Consider the following 20,007-nt stretch of genomic DNA (forward strand, 5'->3'; position numbering starts at 1 on the left):
GGACGAAAAATAGGGGTGCAGTGTACAAGTCTGCACCCCTTCCCCCCCTTATTTAGGGCGCCCCCTCAAGGGGGCGCCCTTTTCTCTTACAAAAGTAATCCTGTATCTCTTGCTTTTTGCACGGCTTCTTCTCGATTGTTGACTCCCAGCTTGTCATAGAGAGTGGAGGCGTAATTTCTTACTGTGCCGTTGGATAGGTAAAGTTTCTCAGAAATTGTTTTATAACGGTTTCCTTGAGATAGAAGATTCAAAACCTCTAGTTCACGTTTCGTTAAGCCATACTCTTCTCCATCTGACCTCGGTCCGACTGACTCTTCTTCATCATTTCCGTCCCACATTCTATGGAACAAATCTTGGTTAATTACCGTGCCTCCCCGATAGACGAGGCGAATCGTTTCAGCCAGTTCACGTGACTCTATGGATTTCAGCAAATACCCGTCAGCACCGCTTCGCATGATTTCCTTCGCCCTCTCTGTATCCTGAAACGTTGACAGGATGAGGACACGAATGTCAGGCCATGTTTCCTTGATTATTTTGGCCGCACGAATCCCATCCTGATTGGGCATCTCCAAATCCATTAATATCAAATCTGGATTCAGGCTTCTGCACAATTCCACTGCTTGTTCTCCATCTTCAGCCACCCCCACTACCTGTAAGTCCTCCTGTCCGTCCAAGATGGTATGGAGACTGTCTCGGATAAACGAATGATCATCGACGATACACAAGCGGATTCGTTCATCGGACAATTGTATCAGTCTGGGTAACACACATGAGATGAACGTCCCTTCGCCCTTTTCGGAGTATACAGTGACTCTCCCTTGTAACTGTGTCGCACGTTCTTTCATTGCAGTTAATCCGAAGCCATCCTTCCACTCCTCCACTCCGCGACCATTATCCTGTACATCCAATCTTGTTTGTTGTGGCTCAAAATGCAGTGACACAATGATTTCGGTGGATTGTCCGTGGCGCACAGCATTAGTCAGCGATTCCTGCAAGCACCGATAGAGCGTCATTTTCGCTTGTTTGGAGACTATGTACTCTTCCCCTATTATTCGAGTGCGTACATTTACTTTTGCATGTTTCTGGAACTCCTCTGCTAATTGTTGCAAAGTAACAGTCAAGGGAAGCGATTCTTGTGGTGAATCTATTTGATGCAAATAGGCTCTCACTTCCTCCATACTGTTACGGGCTAATTGCAATAATGAGTCGATTTTCTGCTCTCCATCTTTTGTTGCTAATTCCGTACGCAATATTTCCAACCCCATAATGATCGAGGTATAGGAATGCCCCATCGTATCATGCAAATCTTTGGAAAGTCTGTCGCGCTCCTCTAACAAAGTAATCTGCTCAATCTGAGATAGGTACTGTTCCAGCACAAGCTTCTGATTGCGTATAATTTCATTTTGGCGGTAATTAGAAACTAGTAAGTGGAAGGAAAATCCTATCGCAAAAGCCAGACCGATTTGTGGGATAATCGCCCATAGATCTGTTCCTGGGGAAAATATTGCAACGAGCAATGGAAACAAAACAACCGTGATAGAACTCGACCAACGGAATGATTTATGAGCACTATTTGCCGCGATCATGAAAGTTGGCATTAAAAATGCAAGATATGCCGCCGGAAATAATAAGGTTAAGTAAAAGCACACTCCGCCAAACAAAACCATCTCAGTAAGCAGATAGTAGCGATAACTGAACATTAAACAAATCCAAGGTATTGAAAATGCGGCAATTTCCCAAAGAACGATGATCCAAAGGGGCACAGTTAAATGGTCTTGGTGTTGGATAGTAGTTATCATCAATGAAAACCAGATGACAAAACGTATACAAAGCAATAACCAGTCATACCAGAGCCATTGTTTCCAGGTTGTAAACAAATTATCACCTCTTAATAGCTTTAAACATGGAATGCGTGTACATTCCGACTATTTTAACTAAGCTGTTTCCAATGCGAGTATTGATCCAGACGAGAATACACCCAGCGAGCATAACACATATAGCCTTTTCCCATGAATCTACAGCGAATCCCCATAAGTATATATCAAGATGTTGAAAAAGTATCGGTGTAACGATAAATACGATCGGAGCTATGTACAGTATAACGGCACATATAAGGCTGATCACCCCAATAAAAAATTTCTGCATAAGCCAAAAAACCGCCCTCCAATTGCTACTATTAAGAATGGCTTCTCTCGCTTTCATCCATTTATCCCTTCCACTGTTTGTCCTTGTCAGGATTGGCTCTATCGATATATCCGTATAAACCTTCGTCTGAATGCGTTCAAATTGGACAAACGTGTGAGTTGTTCGCAACACACACGCCAACAAGGGAATACCCACGAAGATAACCGCCATCCCCAACGCAAATGTAATGCTGACCAAATAGAAGCAAAAATAAAACAGTCCCGATCCGAAGGTAAACAACAAAAAGTAGAAATCTTGCAACCTTTTGCGAGCTGATTCTTTCGTCATTTGATTCTCTCCTACTCTTTATTTTATTTGCTAATACGTTATGAATTGCCCTTCGAATCTAACTTGTTATCTGTCACATACGGTAGTGTCAAAGTGTCATATTTGTAGGTCATGACTATAAAACAAGCTGTACTAAGCTCTTTTTTATGTCATGCATTAGCTCCTTTACCTTCCCTCGATTTAGCTTTTGGCTATTATGCTCTGCCGAAAAAAAAGAAGTAAAAAAACGCCATTCTTTCCTTATAATCATAGGAAAGAATGGCGTTTTTTCATTCCTGTTTCAGTGTCTGAGGTTGTTCTAACATTACCTTAAACAAAAGCTGTGTATATTTATTATCTATGATGTCCCCATCGCAATCCAGAGAATCCATCCCTCACATATCTGACCCGGTTGTCTGCGTTCCACTGTAAGCACTGCCGAATGCCTCTGTCGTTGTGTGACGGACACTATCACTCCCGGTACGCTCGCATTGGCGGTGATTGCATATTGCGTGTCTATAAAAGGCTTATCAAACACAACGTTCACTTTGCTTGTAACTTCTTGTGCAGAAAGATAAAAAGAAGTGCTGCCAAATTGAGGTAAAGTCACTTCACTGTCAGTAGTCCCGTCATCGGTCACTGAGCCAACATGAATGGCATTCCGACCTAATTCTTTTTCAGTCTGAGAAACTAGATGGGTATCTTGCTCTGGCAAGCGCATTCGCTGCTTTGGACGCTGTCTTCCTTCCGCAATATGAATACTGGTTATAGAGCAATCCAATAACGAATCTTGCTCGGTCTGACCTTCCGTCTTCATAGACGCCATGTCGTGATCCGTTCCGTATTCGGTATCTGAGTCAGGCACAGACAACAGCAGCACAGATGCTCGATTCATCTGCATCGCTTCCTCCAGCGTTTTGGGAAGCTTATGCTTTTTCCATGCTGCTTCCTCTATAGCTTGCACCGGGGTATCCTTCTCTACGGGAACAGGTACCCTTGCTGTTCCACGCTGAGTGGGTCTGGGACTGCCAGCAGGCGAAGCCGTTTTTTCCTTGTTTACACGGGGAGAGGGGACTGTATTGGAAAGGTTACGCCGTGCTATTTTTTTATCCTTAGGGCTATGGTTCGTGCGATGGTTCATGATGACCGCTCCTTTGACACAGGAGTGAACCAGCGGTCGCTCCGCTTCATTCACCCAGGTGGGAATCATGGCCTAATGCCTATGAGATAGCCTATGCACGTAACCGCGACCACGTCACTCAGTTGCGCAGTCTGTTATAAATTGAGCCCAGCGTTGGGCGGAGTGCTGCCATAAAAATCGCCTCCGTACCTCGTCCAGCCCGGCTTCTCCCATTTGTCGCCGTAAGTCGTGCTGCTGGAGCAACCTGGTGATGGCGTCGGCCATTTCCTGCTCGCCGCGTGACGGATAAACAAGCCAGCCTGTCTTGCCGTGTTGTATAACCTCCGGAATACCACCGATTCGTGATGCTACCACAGGTACTCCTGCCGCCATGGCTTCCAGATTGACCAGCCCGAAGGCTTCAGCTTCAATAGAAGGAACAACGGCTACATCGGCTAACTGATATAACGAGGCCAATGCCGGATGCGGCACATAGCCGAGGAAGTGCACATGCCTCGCCAACCTTAGTTTACGGATCTGCCGATGCAATGCTGCGGTGTACGGCGTGAGGCGGTCGTGACCGTAATAGGCACTCCCTGCTATGAGCAGCAGCGCGTCCGGACAGTTATGGACGATACGCCGCAGAGCCTTTAGCAGCCGATGAACTCCCTTTCCTGGCATCAGTCTGCCTGCATATAACACGATTCGGCGGCCTGACCAGCCGAAATCGTCCAATCGTGCCGACCTAATCGCTTCTGCTGCAGGAGTCCACCGTGGCAGGAAATCGCCAGGATGAATACCCAGCTTGTTGATGACGATGCGTTCTCTGACCGCATCGGGACTGTCAGAGGCCACGATTGCCCCCAAATACGCACTGTTCACAATAATACGATCCATCGACAACAGCAGCCTACCCATGTCCTTCCGTTTGAGGTGAGGCTCCCGGATGAACGTGGTGGAATGCAAAGTCAGCACAATTTTGCTATCGGGCAAAGCCTCGCGAATGGCATACGCAACTGCGGGGCGGTTGTGTACATCTATTACCGCAGGTAACCATCTCTTCAAATCAGCGATTACCTCGGGAATATAACCTGCCCCCCGCGTATAGCGCATACAAGGAATTCCGTCAACATCGCCGTGATCCGGTGTTTCTGCTCCTCTTATGCCATAGATCTGTGCCTGAAGCTTATGGCTAGCCAGCGGTACCATACGAGCAATTACCCGCTCCACTGAACTGCTGCGGGGCGAAGGTATAACAAAAGATCCCGGTGTAATGACTGCTACCTTCAGCCTCTGCATCACCTCACCTACTTTCCTTACCTTATTCCCTCACCCTTCAACACTCATCTTGTATCATATCGTTTCTTGCTCTGAAAGGTGCTTGGCTTATGACTTTGGGCATATCGCAAGGCTAGCGTCCATGCCTGGCCGACCTTTGATACATATGATGGACTAGAATCACAATATGGTCAGTTGGATTGACGATAAGGAGGGCGGACATACTCATGTTGCATGTCGGCGTCATGCTCAACCCGGCAACTTACCGGGGCATTCCCGTCATGAGGACGCGTTATGAATCTATCGCCAATTACGAGGAGGCCGGGTTAAGCTACGAGCTAATCCCCTGCTTTCTTCGTCTGGAAGATATTCATATGTCGACCGGAACATGCCGGGCTTTTGTTAAAAACGGCAACGAGTATCGGCAGATGACTCTTCCGTTGCCGCCAGTCATCCACAATCGGACTCTCTATCGGCAAAATGAAAATGCCCGCGATATCAACAGGCTGGTACACAAGGGATTCTATATTTTTAATGAACAAAACCGTTTCGGCAAAGACCATATACATGCAATTCTACAGGAAGATCCTCTGCTACATCCCCACCTTCCCAAAACATTGCAAGGCAACCTGTCTTCCATCCGTACCTTGATGGAGCAAACCGGGGATGTTGTAATTAAACCCAGTAGCAGTAGCATAGGTAGAGGAATTATGCGGCTGAGGCATTCCAACGGAAGCTGGACATTGCAATGTGCTCATCCAACGATATCTGAACGTTGGTCCACCCTACGGTTGAAGGTCGGAGAGCTCCCTTTATTTCTGCATAAGCGACTGATGCATGTGCCTCATATCGTACAGCAAACCATTCCGCTTGCTTTGTGCGACAATCGTCCATTCGATATCCGTGTGACCGTTCAGCGTGGGTATGGCGGAATCTGGGGGGTGACAGGCATGTTTGCCAAAATTGCTCCATCCCACACTTTCGTCTCGAATGTAGCCCAAGGCGGTACGGCTTGTTCCCTACCAGAGGTGTTATCACGAACAGAGACAGTTCAAAACTCAAACATAGCCCGGCTGATGAATGAGCTAGAGAGACTCTCATTGCAAATCGTCCACCGATTGGCACAACACCTGCCCCGTCTGGCCGATGTCGGACTGGATCTGGGAATTACCCATGAAGGCAAGATTGTTTTTATCGAATGCAATGGTCGTGATCAGCGCTATGGCTTTAGCCAGGCAGGCATGAGTAATGTCTGGAAAGAAACGTACGCTCAGCCAATGGCTTACGCACGTTGGCTTCTCGAACGAATGTCTTCGTCAGGCACTGAACGTTCACCAGGCCGTCCCCTGTATTGATTTACGTCACATTCTGTGTCAATATAGTTCAGAGCGGCCGGACAGGTTCCGGCCAAGACGGCTCGGAAATGAACAAGGGGGATCTGTAATGGCAAAACAGTGGCTGCGGCTTATGACGGAGCTATCATCGCGCAAGTGGGTGTGCCGGATTGTGGGCTCCTTCGCGCAAAGCGGTGCAAGCCGACTTTTTATCCCCACCTTTATACGTACGTACCAGATCCAGACGCATGAGGCGGAACAGGATTGGAAAGAATATCGCTCCCTGAACGCCTATTTTACACGCAAATTAAAAGCGGGCATGCGCCCGATTGATACGAACGCCGAGGTGATGACCAGTCCGGTGGATGCACGGATTACTTTTACCGGCCCAATTACGTCTGGTACTCTTTTGAACGTCAAGGGGCAAGACTATACGCTGGAAGAGCTTCTTAATCGCTCTCCGCGTCTTGAAAAGTACACACACGGTTATGCTTTTGTGCTCTATCTCAGCCCGACTGATTATCATCGCATTCATGCACCGGTATCCGGTACACTGGTAGAAAAGGAGCATCTGCGCGGCAAAGTATACCCAGTGAATGACTTCGGCTTGCAGCATATGAGGGGAGTTCTTAGTCGCAATGAACGACAGATTACGTACATGGCCCACGAATATGGTGAGGTGGCGGTCGTCAAGGTTGGCGCAATGAATGTGAGCAGCATCAAATATACGGATGAAAAAGCGGTCTCATGGACAAAAGGTGACGATCTCGCCTATTTCGAATTTGGCTCAACCGTCGTTTTATTGACTGAAAACGACACATTTGAGCCAGACCCCGCATTGAAGCTGGGGGATGTGGTGAAAATGGGACAACGTCTTGGTAGCTTTCAACACGATCCTAAAGCATAAATGAAGGATTGCAACAAAAAAATAGCTGCACATTTAAGCATTCGGATCGAATGATTCAAATGGCTCATATGAAAAAGGACCCAGCGTAACTGCTCTGGTCCTTTTTGATTTATCCTTTATATTCGTCATGCGTTAATAGCCTTATCGAATCTCAGACGGACTTTTTCCTGTATACTGCTTGAATTGGCGGCTGAAGAAAAAGATGTCGCGGTATCCCAAAGCCTCCGCCACCTCAGTCACATTCATTCCGGCATGTAGCAGTAGGTGCTGCGCGCGCTCAATCCGCATACTGATAATATGAGATTGCACAGAAACACCTAGCAGCTCCTTGAATTTTATCGAAAAATAACGCGGTGACAGCCCTGCACGTGCTGCCAAATCCTCGACTCGATGAGGAAGTCCCGGATGCTGCCGCACGTAGTTAGCCGTTTCTCGAATGACCTCGGTGAGCTGGTTACTGGCCTGTTGCTCCTGCGGTTCCTTCCGGTCTGCACGCAGCAGATGAATCATCAGTTGCTTTAGGATCAGCCTGCCCTCCTCATCAGCCCCATAGGCACGCTCCAGACGCAGACGGACATATCTGGCAAGCATATGCTCCACCTCGAACGTTTCCTCCAGCATACGGTAGCTGGCTGGTATTTGCTTGGGTTGTTCGGTGAGATCAAAATGAATATAAGTAAGTATGAGCGGCTTTTGCGGATTATGTGTGGCACGAGTATCGTCTCCCGGTTTGAACAGAAAGCAGCTGCCCTTGCTCACCGGATAGGCTTCCCCATTTAAGACAACCGTCCCTTCTCCGCTCCATACATAAAATAAATCATAGTTTGGCATCGGCTTCTCGCGTACCTGCCATTTCCAGCCCGGCTCGCACACAATTTTGGCAAAGGCCGGCAGCAGGATAAACGATGACGCAGATGTATCCAGCAAAATCTGCACCTCCTTTTGTTCATCTCTGGTTGTCCTGTTATCCCGTTATTTTATAATATAAGCGCAGCGCCACGATTAAGCAAAAAATACGCTCTTATGGTCCCTAATGCTTGTGCGTGACGCTTACCGTGTGTAATGCTATAATATGTAATCAAAATGACTTGGAAGGATGAAACGGGAATGAATCCACTGGCAGCGCAGTTAAATCAAAACATTCAGACAGGCAACGAGCATGTATATCAAATGCTTTCTCTTTTAGGTAAAGAGATTTATTTTCCAAAAGAAGGGATCTTGAGTCAATCTGCCGAGGCAGGGAAACTTGCCAAAAAATATAATGCTACGATCGGGATTGCTACTGAAGGCAATGGCCCTATGCATTTAGAGGTAATTCAGGAGAAGCTGTCCGCTTATAGTCCTAAGGATTTATATCCTTACGCTCCCCCTGCGGGCAAACCTGAACTTCGTAGCGTATGGCGTGACAAAATGCTGAAAGAAAATCCTTCGCTGGCTGGAAAAGGCTACGGCCTTCCTGTAGTTACGAACGCGCTGACCCACGGTTTGAGCATCGTTGCCGACCTGTTTACGGATGAAGGAGATGCTGTCATTTATCCAGATAAAAACTGGGAGAACTATGAACTGACTTTCGGTATTCGCCGTCATGGACGTTTGGTGAATTTCCCGTTGTTCACAGAGGATCACCGTTTTAATAGTGAGGGTTTACGCGAGGCGCTACTAGCGCAGAAAGAATACGGCAAAGCGATCGTTGTACTGAACTTCCCGAACAACCCGACAGGCTATACACCGGGCATTGAAGAGGGTAAAGCTATTGTCGCTGCCATTCAGGAAGCGGCGGAAGCAGGCATCAATGTCGTAGTTGTGACAGATGACGCTTATTTTGGCCTGTTCTTCGAGGACTCCCTGCATGAATCATTATTCGGTCAGCTAGCCGGACTTCATCCGAGAATTTTACCAGTCAAAATTGACGGAGCTACCAAAGAAGAATTCGTTTGGGGCTTCCGTGTCGGATTCATTACCTTTGCTTCGGAGCATCAGGATGTACTGAGTGCGCTGGAACAAAAAACACTAGGGATTATCCGGGCAACGATTTCGAGCGGGCCTCACCCATCTCAAACCTTCGTACTGGATGCCCTCAAATCACCCGATTTTGAGCAACAGAAGAATGAAAAGTTCCAAATTATGAAGGGGCGGGCTAATAAAGTCAAAGCGTTGCTCGATAGCGGAAAATACGGGGATGTATGGAGCTACTATCCTTTCAATTCAGGCTATTTTATGTGTCTCAAGCTAAACGGCTTGTCTGCTGAACGACTGCGCACTCATTTGCTGGAGCAATATGGGGTAGGCACGATTGCATTGGGTGAATACGATCTCCGTATTGCGTTCTCATGTATCGAAGAAGAGTATCTGGAAGACCTATATGACATTGTTTATCGTGGCGCACAAGATTTGTTAAACGCCTAATCTGTCTGTATCAGGTTAAATATATAGGATAACTAGCGGTATGCCAGATATTAGGGCATACCGCTTTTGATTGGCTGACTATTGTCCATCACACGTCCGCACAATTATCCTTCCGCAGCGAGCAGAGATTCCTGTGCCAGTGGTAGGAGGATGACGACCTCCGTTCCGACTCCGGGCTCACTTTCATAGCGTATACTCCCGTTCATGGCTTCAATAATTCGAAAGGAAACGACCGTTCCCAGTCCTGTGCCTACCTCTTTGGTTGAAAAAAACAATGTACCCACTCGTTCGAGATGCTCCTGGCTCATGCCTTTTCCAGTATCCCTAATACTTAGACATGCCTGCTCTTCCTGAACCGTCAGCTTTATGTATACCCTGCCTCCATCTTCCGCAGCTTCAATCGCATTTTTCGTCACATGTATTAACGCCTGTAGCAGCTGGTTACGATCTGTATGTATGTAAATTTCATTCCTTAGCTCTGTATACAGCCTTACGCCTTGCTTGTTCGCCATTGGCTTCAGAAGCAAAACGATCTGTTGAACCATGCCAGACAGATCCATCCGTTCTGTGTTTCCAATCTGCGGTCTGGATAAGTTCAGATAATCGCTAATAATTCTTTCAGCCCGATCCACTTCTGCCAGTGCCAAAGCAACATATCTGCGATTTTTCCCTTCTAATCCTGACTGGACCATTTGCAGAAACCCTTTTACGACGGTTAAAGGATTCCGTACTTCATGGGCCATAGAGGCTGCCAGTTCACCCAACGTATTCAGACGCTCGGCATATTTAATTTTTCTTCTCATTTCTTCTCGCTCCAAACTAAACTCCATCCAGAAAGAAGAAGCTCCAATACTTAGGAATTGAATCACACCGAACCAGAGTATTGAACGGATCAGCTCAATCTCATCCTCATCCAGTCTGCCATTGATCCAAGAATGTATTAAAAGAAAAATCAGCATGACCCCAGTAATCCATATACTCATTACCATATTCATGCCCACTCGAAGCAACATGCTTTTGAGCTGCATAAATTTGTTTCTTACCAAGAGAGGTCCCAAATAACACAACATCATGCTCGGAAGCCCCACCACCATAGACTCAGGGCCTACATACATGCGAGCCATTACCATTAGCGTCACATTCATTAGACCTGCCGTAGGACCAAAATATAAAACAGAAAGGATCAAAGGAACATAGCGAAGATCCCAATATAATCCGTACCAAATGTACGAAAACATAAGGCAAAGCACAGAAGAAACACCCAGCACCCCTCCCATAAGCAGCGGGGTATGCTTCCTATGCCGATGATCCGACAAAGCACTATATACGAGTAACGGTACAAACACAAGAAATATGTTCACGAGCAGCTTATCTACCAGCATCTCGTCTTTCCCACTTTCCAAGTGATAATGATTACATACTTCTTCTATTCTCGGTAATACGTACCTTTTCCTCTCTCACTTCGTGTATCTGATGAAAAATATAGGGCGATTCGGCAACACACCAGAACATTGGCCCACGCAATCCAAAAACCCACTTCATAAGATACGATGTATCCTTTATCACAATGACCGAGAGGAGAATGAGCATGGGAGCAGAAGAAACAAGAGGCGGTTACGGTGGTTATGGCGCATTCACAAGCACAGGAACAATTTTGGTATTGTTCATTTTATTAGTTATCATCAGCAAAACGATCTTCGTTTAAGCAGACGGATATCTGCACCCACGACTACCATAGCAGCGAATGTACAAAAAAAGGCTAATCCGCAGGCAGCTCAGCTTTTGCTGCTTGCGAATTAGCCTTTACTTTATTCACACAGATATGGGTCACACTTCTTCCTCATCCTGTCCGTCCAAACGCCATTTTTTGGCTTGAGTACCACGGAGCAGGAACACAACAAGGACTCCCCCAACCAATATAAGCAATGTAGACAGTAGATCCTCCGTTCCTTTTGCCAGAAAAGGAAGCCACAGCACCACCGCAGCCGGCAACGTTAACCGAACAACAAAGTCAAGAAAAGACGCACGGCGACTATGCGCAGGAATCGGATATAACTGAAGCCACAACGAATCCCTGTGATACTGTCTTAAAGAAGTGATCTGAACACCTATGAGGAATATAAAAAATAAATATACGGCAATACCAATCCAACTAGCATGGGTGATATATATAATTAACAGACCCAGAATACCTAACCGAATGACAATGCCTGCTGGCTCTGTACGCAAGAACGTCTTAAACAGCAAGTAACGATACGCTCCCCTTCTGTTCCAAGGTATGTTACCACCCAGCCAGGACAGCCAGCGGCGCGGCGTCACTCTCTGCGTAAGGGCAGGCACATCGACAAACCAGCCCAACGTACGCATCACGCGAGCAGCCTGCATGCCCTCTGTGCGGATCAGTTTTTCCCAAGCCACTAGCAGTTTGACCGGTAAACGCAGAACAAGCACGTACACCACGCCAACCAACACGATAAATGGCAAGCTGTGTAGCGGAGGCTGCCATAGCCATGCGGCTACCATCAGCACAGCCAGAACCCACCGCAGGAGACGATAGCCTACACTCCCGCCAATCGATACCATGCGAAGCTCCTGCCAGCCGCCGTAGCTAAATAGCACCTTCAGCAGCACGAACAGCAGCAGAGTCAATAGCAGCGGCTTAGGCGCAGCATCACTGCGAATATACAGCGGCCACAAAATAATGGACAGCAGCAGCAACCCGAATATTTTATATACCACGCCTCGAATCCGGCTGGCCTTGAAATACTGGGGCATCGCGTGCTCCTGGGGACGAAGGAAGACAATATCTGCCTCATTCAAATACGTTCGAAAGCTCGCATGCGCGATTGGAATAGCTACAATAAGCATGATCCAGCGGATGGGCAAATCCGGCGGAATATGCATCAGCAAGGACGTGTACCATGCGGCAAAGGCAATCAGCGAAAAGCCGAAGACCACTGCAAGGCCGCTCTGAATGACATAGCCCAGATAAGGCAGCACCTGTCCCCAAAACGCTAGACGTCTTTCTTTATGCAAACGTTGCAAATCCATGCTCAATCCCTGCCCTGTACCAGCTCATAAAATGCATCTTCCAGCGGCATGCCCGGCTTACCCGCCTGTGCTGTCACTTCGTCCAGCGTACCCTGAGCGATGATGGCACCCTGATGAAGCACAATGAAACGATCGCAATAATTTTCAATCGTGGACAAAATATGAGAACTGAGCAAAATAGACGAACCCGAACGCTTCATCTCCAACATAAAGTCAAGCAGGGAACGAATGCCGAGCGGGTCCAAACCCAAAAAAGGCTCATCTATGACATACAACGGCGGCCCCGCTAAAAATGCGCACATAATCATCACTTTCTGGCGCATCCCTTTGGAGAGATGCATCGACATACTTCCGCTTTTATCCCGCATACGGAACAAGTCCAGCATTTGATCGCTGCGCGTCCGGAAATCTGCTTCGCTGACTCCGTATGCTCTAGCCGTAAACTCCATATGCTCCATCACTGTCATTTCAGGATACAGCTCTGGAGCTTCGGGTACAAAAGCAATAGCTCCCTGATACGCTTCGGGATTCTCATCCTGCTTATGCCCCTGTACGCGAATTTCTCCGGCCTGCGGTGTCATCAGTCCCAAAATATGCTTCATGGTCGTGCTTTTCCCGGCCCCGTTCAGACCGATCAGTCCCACCATTTCTCCCGGCTTCACATCGAGCGAAATCTGATGTAGTACCGGGCGTTTGGCGCTGTATCCACCGGTCAGTCCGTTAATTTGCAACACAGGCTGTTGTTCCATGGCTCCCCCTCTTCTCCCTTACTCGTTCGGTTTTGATCCTTTTTCCTTCAGCCATCTTGGCGCACCCTTGTTTTTACGATCACGCTCGCGCTGTGCCTTTCCTGCTTTGGATAAGGCTGCTCCTTTGCTCTTGCCTGGAGCTGAACCGTTCACGGAATTCCTGCCTGGACGCCCTGCTTCAGTCCGAACAGGTGTCTTGCGGTTTTCCGTCACCGTTCCATTGGAAATGGATCTAGTCTCAGATGGCCTTACAGGGGCACGCTTGGCATCCGCCGGGCGCGGCACTACAACTCGACCTCCGTACAACGCACGCTCTGCAATATCGATTCCCAGCTCACGGGAAAACTTACGCATGATGAACGTTTCGCGGTCGGTCACCACCGACACCACCAGTCCTTTGCGTCCCATACGTCCTGTCCGCCCTGCGCGGTGAACATAAGCTTGACTATCCGTAGCCGGGTCAAAATGAATGACCATTTCAAGCCCCTCAATATCCAGACCACGGGCTGCCACATCCGAAGCGACCAGCACTTTGAGCTTGTCCTCGCGGAACCGAGCCAACACGTTGCTGCGCGTGACTTTATCTGCATCTCCATACAAGGATGCCGTAGTTAGGCCCATGTGCTTGAGCTTGGCTTCAATTTCCCCGATGGCATTGGTCGTATTTACGAACACCAGCGCTTTTCTCGGATTAAAATGCCGCACCAGACGGCGCAGCATATCCACCTTATCCCGTTCTTCGGATACAAAGTAGTAATGTTCCAGTCCACTGGCCGTCTTCTGATCAGGATCAATCCCGATTTCTACGTAATCAGGCATCTCCCGTTGTGCCAATGACTGAATTTCATTATTCAGCGTTGCGGACAGGAATACCAATTGACGATCACGTTGAGCAGAGCCCAGTATATGGGTCACATCGCCGGCTCCGCCGAGCTGGAACATCTGATCCACCTCATCAATGACAATTGTTGTAATATTGTGCATCTTCAGCTTTTTCGAAGCAATGAGTTCCCGTACACGTCCTGGTGTGCCTACCACAAGCTGTGGATGATCCTTTAGCTTATCGATTTGGCGCTTGATTGCCGCCCCACCAATCAAACCTAGTACACGGATTCCACGATGCTCTCCGTAGCGCTGACCCTCACGTACAATTTGCATGGCCAATTCCTGGCTTGGAGCCAGTATCAGCTTTTGTGTAGCCTTTTTCTGTGGGTCAATGGCTTGTAGCAGCGGTAGCAAATAAGCCAGTGTTTTGCCTGTACCGGTTTGTGAGCGCGCCAATACATGCTTTCCCTTCATTATTTCCGGTATAGCCTCTGCCTGAACTGGCGAAGGCTGTGTAATTTCATGCTCGGTCAGTTTGTCTAACAGATCTTGTTCAACGCCGAGCGCTTCAAAATTCAATGTCATGAAAAGGTCCAACCCCTATACGTAAATTCGTTACTCTCCATTATATGCGAAAATAGCCCTGTTACCAAATCACCAAAATAAAAGATGTCCCTCACCACACCTAATGGCTACGGGACATCTATTATTTCTTATTCATCACACCATGCCCCAGCCTGTCGATCAGTCTGGGAGCTAATTGATACAGCTTGAGAAAAGGAGATACCCACTGTGGCAGATTAACCTCCTCCTTGCGGAGCTCCATCGCCCTTACGATATGCTGTGCTACCTTATCAGGTTTTAGCATAAACCAGCCAACATTCCGCACATAACCCCCTGAAGGATCTGCCAGCTCAAAAAACGGTGTATCAATCGGCCCGGGGTTAATCGTCGTTACGGTCACTCCACTTCCGCGCAGTTCTTGCCGGAGCGCATTGCTGAAACCGAGCAACGCATGCTTTGTGGCCGTATAAGAAGCCGATTTGGCTGTCCCGATTTTCCCAGCCATCGATGCTACATTCACAATCTGCCCATCGTTCCGCTCTGTCATTTGCGGCAGAAATGCCTTGATGCAGCGAACAACCCCCATATAGTTCACGTCCATCATTTGTTCAAACTCTGTCAGGTCGGTTTCATTAAAATACTCAAACTTTCCGTAACCTGCATTGTTGAGCAATATATCAACCCGTCCGTATTCTTCCAATACCCGTGCAGCAACAGCCTCTACCTGCTCCTGGCAGGTAACGTCCAATGGGATCAGCTCATGCCTGCCGCTGATTCCCGCAGATACTTGCTTCAATCGCTCCTGCGAACGTGCTGTTAAAATAGGAATCGCGCCCTTTGCGCTCAACAACTGAGCGCAAAGGGCGCCAATCCCACTGGATGCACCTGTAATCACAATTACCTTATCCTGCAATGTACTCATGGTCATCCCTCCACATTAAAGAAACTTACTCCTTTAATATTAAGAGATCATCACCTGAATATCCAGCTCACCGATTCCTTCCACCGAAAGCGGAATACAAAGGGCGCGCTGGGGCACAAAAGTGGTCAAGTTTTCTGATTTCATGACCTGCGGAGGGGTGATATCCACGACAATTCCCTGACTGGACAAAATTGTACTGGCATTGCCACTAATCATATTGCCCAATTCCGAAATTGCGCTTTTGCCCATCTCATCAATTTCAGTCAACACAAATCCGCCCATCATCGCCGATACCATACGTAGCGCCACCTGCTCATTCAGGCCGAACACAATATTTCCGCTAAGCTGTCCAGTCATCCCGATCATAATCCAGATATGGTCGTCCACCAACTCGACATTTTTCACACCGAGATTTCCGGGTAAAGGAGAAACTTGGATCAATTGTTCAATGACCCGTCTCGCCGACTCCAAAAAAGGATTTATCACTTCTGCCTTCACGATCATTGCGCCCCTTTACGATGGGCTTTTAGACACACAACAAAAGTCCCATTTAAATTTGAATTTTTATTTAAATAATGCTGGATAACGACTCAACCTGCAATAAAATACTCTCTCTATCACTTATCGACAGCAGTCCGGCAATTTTTTATAGCTAAAGCACAAAAAATGTGAATAATGTCCTATATCTTTACTACAAGCCGAATCTAGACTGGTTATTTTTAAAGTATATCAGGACTTTAGTCTTTATTCCCCAATATACCACACTTTACGGTGTACTGCTTCGATTCATTGCCCTTCCTGCTCGAATAACCTATAATCTAATGAAATAAAGCATAACGATGGTTTTACATATAAACAAGTAGATTGGCTAAACTCAGTTTATACAGCTGCGACAAGCTAAAGAAAAGAGAGGAGGAACTTCATGAACATCAGTCAACTTGAAACACTTATCATGATTTCCAAAACGATGAGCTTCCGTAAAGCCGGAGAACTTCTCAATTTGACGCAGCCGGCGGTGTCCGCCCAAATCAAAAGTCTAGAGGATGAGTTCAAAACCATTCTGATTGACCGCAACCAGCCCGTCACCCTGACCGACCGGGGAGTTGTTTTTTTGGAACACGCCGAGCGCATATTGGAGGTTGTTGAGGAATTAAGACAGAGATTGTATGACTTGAACGAAACACCGCAGGGTCACATTGCGCTGGGTACCACAACATCCATCGCCATTCAAATTTTACCGCGTGTGCTCTCCTACTTTCAGGATCAGTTCCCTCTCATCAAAACCTCCATTCAATCCATGGCCTCCTCGATGATCTATCAGCAGGTGGAGAACGGACTTATTGATGTTGGTATCGGTTATCTGATCGAACGTAATCCCAATCTAAGCACTTCAGTCCTGTATTATGATTCTTTTGAGCTTGTCGTGTCTCCTACACATCCGCTGGCCTCGCAACCACACGCTACTATTGAAGCCCTTCGGGAAATTCCGCTCATTCTGCTCTCTCCCGATACGGTAGGACGGAAATTCGTGGACGATGTTTTTAAAAAGCACCAAATTGTGCCCCATGTCGTGATCGAGTTGTCCAGCAGTGAGGAAGTCAAACGGATGGTCGAAATCAATCTCGGAGCTGCCATAATTTCCAGACTGTCAGTCACTTCTGAACTGCGTACAGGCACATTAAAAATGATCCATATTCCCGAGCTGGAAGTTAGTCATCCGGTAGGGGTGATTTATAAGTCCGGCCGTTATCTAAACTCGGCAATGCAGCAATTTTTGAGCGATCTGAAGGGGATGCCGGAGACGAATTTCACCAATTCTGAATAACGTAATTCGCTATGAACAACATACACAATATAAACCTTGGTTACGAAAGGAAGACAGTCCATGAAATTTGATCTGCACACCCATCATTTCCGCTGCGGTCATGCAGACGGCAACATTCGGGATTACATCGAAGCAGGTATTCAATCAGGCTTACAAGCTATTGGTATTTCCGACCATTCCCCCTTCCTATGTAGCGAAAAGGATCAGGCTTTTCCTAAAATTTATATGGCCAAGTCACAGCTTGCTGGATATGTAAAAGAAGTACAGGAGCTTAAGCAGGAATACGAGGGCCGTATTGACGTGCTCCTTGGATTGGAAACGGATTATTTCCCTGATTTTGCTGAATTGTATCGTTCCACTTTGGCTCCTTATCCATTTGATTACCTTATCGGGTCGATTCACAATGTCGAAGGGGACAGCATTTTTAACCGCAACCGTTGGAAAAAATTAAGTGACGCTCGTAAAGTCGAGGTTAAACAAGCCTACTATGCGCTCATACAGCAATCTGCGCGAAGCGGCATGTTTCAGATTTTAGGTCATATTGACGCCATGAAAGGGAATTTCCCTGCCTTTTCAGACATTCCTGCCGATGAAGCCATTGACGAAACCTTGCGAGTGATTGCGGAATCCAATGTAGCGATTGAAATTAATACTTCAGGTAAAACCAAGCTGAGTGGCGGATGGTATCCCTCTGCTTCTATTTTAGAAAGAGCGCACCATTTTGGTGTGGAGGTCACTTTTGGTTCGGATGCCCATAAGCCTTCACGGGTAGGCGACGATTGGGAAGACGTAAAAGCGATGCTAAAGGATATCGGCTTCCAGGAATGGGTTTATTTTAAAGAAAAACGTAAAATTCCTGTGGCGCTTTAAAATGTATTAAGGGTGGGAATCGCTGTTGCAATGGGATTCTTGGGAAACCCTTATATAGGGTAACAATCCCATTGCAAAGGCGAACACTAACGCTTCTCCAGATTCAAATCCTCGCTCTGCTACCAATCGCCTTAAAACCGTACAACCCCACTATTTTAAATAAACAACATCTTTGTGTGAGGAGAATTACATATGCAATTGGAAGATCCTATGGACAAGATCAAAAAGCTAAAGCATGACATCACGCGATTTATGCTCATCTATAAGTTTGCACTCGACGAAATGGAAACCAAGATTGAAATATTAAAGCAGGAATTTCAAGCGCTGCACGATTACAGCCCTATTGAGCATACCAAATCACGCCTTAAATCTCCTGAGAGCATCATGAACAAAATGCTTCGTAAAAATAGCGAATTATCGCTGGATGCTATCAAAGATTCTATCAAGGATATCGCGGGCTTACGTATTACTTGTTCTTTTATTTCTGACATTTATGATGTCAGTAACATGCTTCAGAGACAGAGTGACCTCAAGGTGCTGGAAATCAAGGATTACATCAAGAATCCCAAGCCGAACGGTTATCAGAGTCTGCATTTGCTGGTTCAAGTTCCTGTATTCATGTCGGACTGTGAGGAACTAGTCTGCGTAGAGGTGCAGATTCGAACCATTGCGATGGATTTTTGGGCAAGCCTGGAGCATAAAATCTTTTATAAATACAACCAGTCTGTTCCCGAGAGTCTGACACGTGAATTAAAGAACGCAGCGGATTCCGCTAATGCGCTGGATCTGCAAATGGAACGTCTGCATCGTGAAATCAAGGAGATTAAAGATGCCAGAGGTGAAGAAGACTCTATGGAAGAGCTTCGAAAGATTATGATTAATAATCAGCAAATTACGGTGCCAGCCAATTTTTTGAAGCTTCTAGGGGAATAATTTTAATCAACCAATAGCATGTTTATTCAAAAATTGAAGAATAGAATCATTGATTAAAATGGGATGTTCTCTAAGCATGTGCGGTCGATGACTACAACCCGGAGCAACTAGATAACGTGAATCTTGGACCCATGAGCATAATTTCTGAAGCTGCTCTTCTGTGGCGAAATCGTCATGTTCACCAGCGATAAATAATGCAGGGCACGTAATGCGGCTTAACTCATTACGTGTCAATTGCGGATATTGGCGCCAATCCTGAGCGCTCTGACGCATAAATTCCTGCCAATTACCTTGATGCGCTTCCTCATGGCGTTCCATCATTTGATGGATCATTTCATAACATTCGTTTTGGATGAGCCACTCCGGCTCAAACTCATCTGCCCCCTCAGGACATGCGACTCCACTACAGCCAATGGTGGTAAGGGTTGCGAACATTTGAGGGTGCTTCACCGCACAGTATAAAGCCACATTGCCTCCGCAGCTGTACCCAATAAGATGGGCCTTGGAGATATGTAGGGCCTTCATAAAATTAATCACATCTTCTGCAAGTTGAGGGGTACTCCATTCCAGGCTGTCACATTTCGTTCTGCCATGTCCCCGGTGATCGGGAAAATAACATGTATACTTTTGCTGAAAATCAAGTAATTGAGATGAAAAAGCCAGGATTCCCCTTGAATAATGACTGTGCAAAAATATGACGGGATCTCCTGTACCCATTTTTTCATAATAAATCTCTAAATCCTGAATTTTTACGTATGGCATGTGATCCTCC

General features: G+C 46.8%; 19 protein-coding genes. 7 read left to right on the forward strand and 12 right to left on the reverse strand.

Translation table 11 applies throughout. The annotated features are described in order from the left end of the window. Nucleotides 1–86: 86 nt before the first annotated feature. The 4 genes from OIU26_RS17155 to OIU26_RS17170 form a co-directional block, all read right to left on the reverse strand. Nucleotides 87–1,877: a helix-turn-helix transcriptional regulator gene (locus OIU26_RS17155; RefSeq protein ID WP_264217502.1), complete on the reverse strand. Its 1,791-nt coding sequence runs from the start codon at nt 1,875–1,877 to the stop codon at nt 87–89. A 4-nt stretch (nt 1,878–1,881) separates the two neighbouring features. Further along, nucleotides 1,882–2,472 carry a sensor domain-containing protein gene (locus OIU26_RS17160; RefSeq protein ID WP_165081617.1) on the reverse strand — a complete coding sequence of 197 codons (591 nt, stop codon included), beginning with the start codon at nt 2,470–2,472 and terminating at the stop codon, nt 1,882–1,884. A 337-nt stretch (nt 2,473–2,809) separates the two neighbouring features. Then, nucleotides 2,810–3,661 (reverse strand): WIAG-tail domain, encoded by an 852-nt coding sequence (locus OIU26_RS17165; RefSeq protein ID WP_081317883.1) that lies wholly within the window; start codon nt 3,659–3,661, stop codon nt 2,810–2,812. A gap of 45 nt (nt 3,662–3,706) precedes the next feature. Continuing rightward, nucleotides 3,707–4,870, reverse strand: coding sequence for a glycosyltransferase family 4 protein (locus tag OIU26_RS17170; protein ID WP_264217503.1), 1,164 nt, complete (start codon nt 4,868–4,870; stop codon nt 3,707–3,709). Nucleotides 4,871–5,076: 206 nt separating this feature from the next. Between OIU26_RS17170 and OIU26_RS17175 the strand changes: the two genes are divergently transcribed. Beyond that, nucleotides 5,077–6,204 carry a YheC/YheD family protein gene (locus OIU26_RS17175; protein ID WP_264217504.1) on the forward strand — a complete coding sequence of 376 codons (1,128 nt, stop codon included), beginning with the start codon at nt 5,077–5,079 and terminating at the stop codon, nt 6,202–6,204. An 88-nt stretch (nt 6,205–6,292) separates the two neighbouring features. Further along, nucleotides 6,293–7,090 (forward strand): archaetidylserine decarboxylase, encoded by a 798-nt coding sequence (gene asd, locus OIU26_RS17180; RefSeq protein ID WP_264217505.1) that lies wholly within the window; start codon nt 6,293–6,295, stop codon nt 7,088–7,090. Between the two features lie 141 nt (nt 7,091–7,231). Here the strand turns inward: asd and OIU26_RS17185 are convergent, their stop codons facing one another. Beyond that, nucleotides 7,232–8,017 carry a helix-turn-helix domain-containing protein gene (locus OIU26_RS17185; RefSeq protein WP_016820055.1) on the reverse strand — a complete coding sequence of 262 codons (786 nt, stop codon included), beginning with the start codon at nt 8,015–8,017 and terminating at the stop codon, nt 7,232–7,234. 180 nt (nt 8,018–8,197) lie between these two features. Here OIU26_RS17185 and OIU26_RS17190 point away from each other — a divergent pair, with 180 nt between their 5' ends. Continuing rightward, nucleotides 8,198–9,496 (forward strand): aminotransferase class I/II-fold pyridoxal phosphate-dependent enzyme, encoded by a 1,299-nt coding sequence (locus OIU26_RS17190; RefSeq protein ID WP_025674060.1) that lies wholly within the window; start codon nt 8,198–8,200, stop codon nt 9,494–9,496. 104 nt (nt 9,497–9,600) lie between these two features. Here OIU26_RS17190 and OIU26_RS17195 read toward each other — a convergent pair whose 3' ends face one another. Next, nucleotides 9,601–10,878: an ATP-binding protein gene (locus tag OIU26_RS17195; protein WP_013372851.1), complete on the reverse strand. Its 1,278-nt coding sequence runs from the start codon at nt 10,876–10,878 to the stop codon at nt 9,601–9,603. Between the two features lie 206 nt (nt 10,879–11,084). On the opposite strand from OIU26_RS17195, the gene OIU26_RS17200 reads away from it, so the two are divergent. Beyond that, on the forward strand, nt 11,085–11,201 hold the full coding sequence (locus OIU26_RS17200) for a hypothetical protein (RefSeq protein ID WP_013372853.1): 117 nt from the start codon (nt 11,085–11,087) through the stop codon (nt 11,199–11,201). 122 nt (nt 11,202–11,323) lie between these two features. Here OIU26_RS17200 and OIU26_RS17205 read toward each other — a convergent pair whose 3' ends face one another. The 5 genes from OIU26_RS17205 to OIU26_RS17225 all read right to left on the reverse strand — a co-directional run bounded on the left by OIU26_RS17205 (nt 11,324) and on the right by OIU26_RS17225 (nt 16,105). Beyond that, nucleotides 11,324–12,547 carry an ABC transporter permease gene (locus OIU26_RS17205; protein WP_165081607.1) on the reverse strand — a complete coding sequence of 408 codons (1,224 nt, stop codon included), beginning with the start codon at nt 12,545–12,547 and terminating at the stop codon, nt 11,324–11,326. Between the two features lie 2 nt (nt 12,548–12,549). After that, nucleotides 12,550–13,296, reverse strand: a complete 747-nt coding sequence (locus OIU26_RS17210; protein ID WP_025674065.1) for an ABC transporter ATP-binding protein — start codon at nt 13,294–13,296, stop codon at nt 12,550–12,552. Nucleotides 13,297–13,314: 18 nt separating this feature from the next. Next, nucleotides 13,315–14,706 (reverse strand): DEAD/DEAH box helicase, encoded by a 1,392-nt coding sequence (locus tag OIU26_RS17215; RefSeq protein WP_264217506.1) that lies wholly within the window; start codon nt 14,704–14,706, stop codon nt 13,315–13,317. A gap of 121 nt (nt 14,707–14,827) precedes the next feature. Beyond that, the gene (locus OIU26_RS17220) at nt 14,828–15,607 is read right to left on the reverse strand and encodes an SDR family NAD(P)-dependent oxidoreductase (protein ID WP_013372857.1); all 780 of its coding nucleotides are present in this window, start codon (nt 15,605–15,607) and stop codon (nt 14,828–14,830) included. A gap of 39 nt (nt 15,608–15,646) precedes the next feature. After that, nucleotides 15,647–16,105 carry a chemotaxis protein CheX gene (locus OIU26_RS17225; protein WP_025365744.1) on the reverse strand — a complete coding sequence of 153 codons (459 nt, stop codon included), beginning with the start codon at nt 16,103–16,105 and terminating at the stop codon, nt 15,647–15,649. Nucleotides 16,106–16,529: 424 nt separating this feature from the next. Between OIU26_RS17225 and OIU26_RS17230 the strand changes: the two genes are divergently transcribed. The 3 genes from OIU26_RS17230 to OIU26_RS17240 all read left to right on the forward strand — a co-directional run bounded on the left by OIU26_RS17230 (nt 16,530) and on the right by OIU26_RS17240 (nt 19,235). Then, nucleotides 16,530–17,432 carry a LysR family transcriptional regulator gene (locus OIU26_RS17230; RefSeq protein ID WP_013372859.1) on the forward strand — a complete coding sequence of 301 codons (903 nt, stop codon included), beginning with the start codon at nt 16,530–16,532 and terminating at the stop codon, nt 17,430–17,432. A gap of 60 nt (nt 17,433–17,492) precedes the next feature. Continuing rightward, nucleotides 17,493–18,302, forward strand: coding sequence for a histidinol-phosphatase (locus OIU26_RS17235; RefSeq protein ID WP_264217507.1), 810 nt, complete (start codon nt 17,493–17,495; stop codon nt 18,300–18,302). Between the two features lie 192 nt (nt 18,303–18,494). Continuing rightward, nucleotides 18,495–19,235, forward strand: coding sequence for a GTP pyrophosphokinase (locus tag OIU26_RS17240; protein ID WP_264217508.1), 741 nt, complete (start codon nt 18,495–18,497; stop codon nt 19,233–19,235). A 6-nt stretch (nt 19,236–19,241) separates the two neighbouring features. On the opposite strand, the gene OIU26_RS17245 is transcribed toward OIU26_RS17240, so the two are convergent. Next, on the reverse strand, nt 19,242–19,997 hold the full coding sequence (locus OIU26_RS17245; RefSeq protein WP_264217509.1) for an alpha/beta fold hydrolase: 756 nt from the start codon (nt 19,995–19,997) through the stop codon (nt 19,242–19,244). Between the last annotated feature and the right edge of the window lie 10 nt (nt 19,998–20,007).

The organism is Paenibacillus sp. BT-177, assembly GCF_025846815.2.
GTDB lineage: Bacteria > Bacillota > Bacilli > Paenibacillales > Paenibacillaceae > Paenibacillus > Paenibacillus polymyxa_C.

Bases quoted from the DNA above. Each gene is read 5' to 3' on its own strand.
- OIU26_RS17160 (WP_165081617.1), bottom strand. From the start codon at position 2,472: ATGACGAAAGAATCAGCTCGCAAAAGGTTGCAAGATTTCTACTTTTTG.
- OIU26_RS17245 (WP_264217509.1), bottom strand. From the start codon at position 19,997: ATGCCATACGTAAAAATTCAGGATTTAGAGATTTATTATGAAAAAATG.
- OIU26_RS17230 (WP_013372859.1), top strand. From the start codon at position 16,530: ATGAACATCAGTCAACTTGAAACACTTATCATGATTTCCAAAACGATG.
- OIU26_RS17240 (WP_264217508.1), top strand. From the start codon at position 18,495: ATGCAATTGGAAGATCCTATGGACAAGATCAAAAAGCTAAAGCATGAC.
- OIU26_RS17195 (WP_013372851.1), bottom strand. From the start codon at position 10,878: ATGCTGGTAGATAAGCTGCTCGTGAACATATTTCTTGTGTTTGTACCG.
- OIU26_RS17210 (WP_025674065.1), bottom strand. From the start codon at position 13,296: ATGGAACAACAGCCTGTGTTGCAAATTAACGGACTGACCGGTGGATAC.
- OIU26_RS17200 (WP_013372853.1), top strand. From the start codon at position 11,085: ATGGGAGCAGAAGAAACAAGAGGCGGTTACGGTGGTTATGGCGCATTC.
- asd (WP_264217505.1), top strand. From the start codon at position 6,293: ATGGCAAAACAGTGGCTGCGGCTTATGACGGAGCTATCATCGCGCAAG.
- OIU26_RS17205 (WP_165081607.1), bottom strand. From the start codon at position 12,547: ATGGATTTGCAACGTTTGCATAAAGAAAGACGTCTAGCGTTTTGGGGA.
- OIU26_RS17170 (WP_264217503.1), bottom strand. From the start codon at position 4,870: ATGCAGAGGCTGAAGGTAGCAGTCATTACACCGGGATCTTTTGTTATA.
- OIU26_RS17215 (WP_264217506.1), bottom strand. From the start codon at position 14,706: ATGACATTGAATTTTGAAGCGCTCGGCGTTGAACAAGATCTGTTAGAC.
- OIU26_RS17235 (WP_264217507.1), top strand. From the start codon at position 17,493: ATGAAATTTGATCTGCACACCCATCATTTCCGCTGCGGTCATGCAGAC.
- OIU26_RS17165 (WP_081317883.1), bottom strand. From the start codon at position 3,661: ATGATTCCCACCTGGGTGAATGAAGCGGAGCGACCGCTGGTTCACTCC.
- OIU26_RS17220 (WP_013372857.1), bottom strand. From the start codon at position 15,607: ATGAGTACATTGCAGGATAAGGTAATTGTGATTACAGGTGCATCCAGT.
- OIU26_RS17190 (WP_025674060.1), top strand. From the start codon at position 8,198: ATGAATCCACTGGCAGCGCAGTTAAATCAAAACATTCAGACAGGCAAC.
- OIU26_RS17175 (WP_264217504.1), top strand. From the start codon at position 5,077: ATGTTGCATGTCGGCGTCATGCTCAACCCGGCAACTTACCGGGGCATT.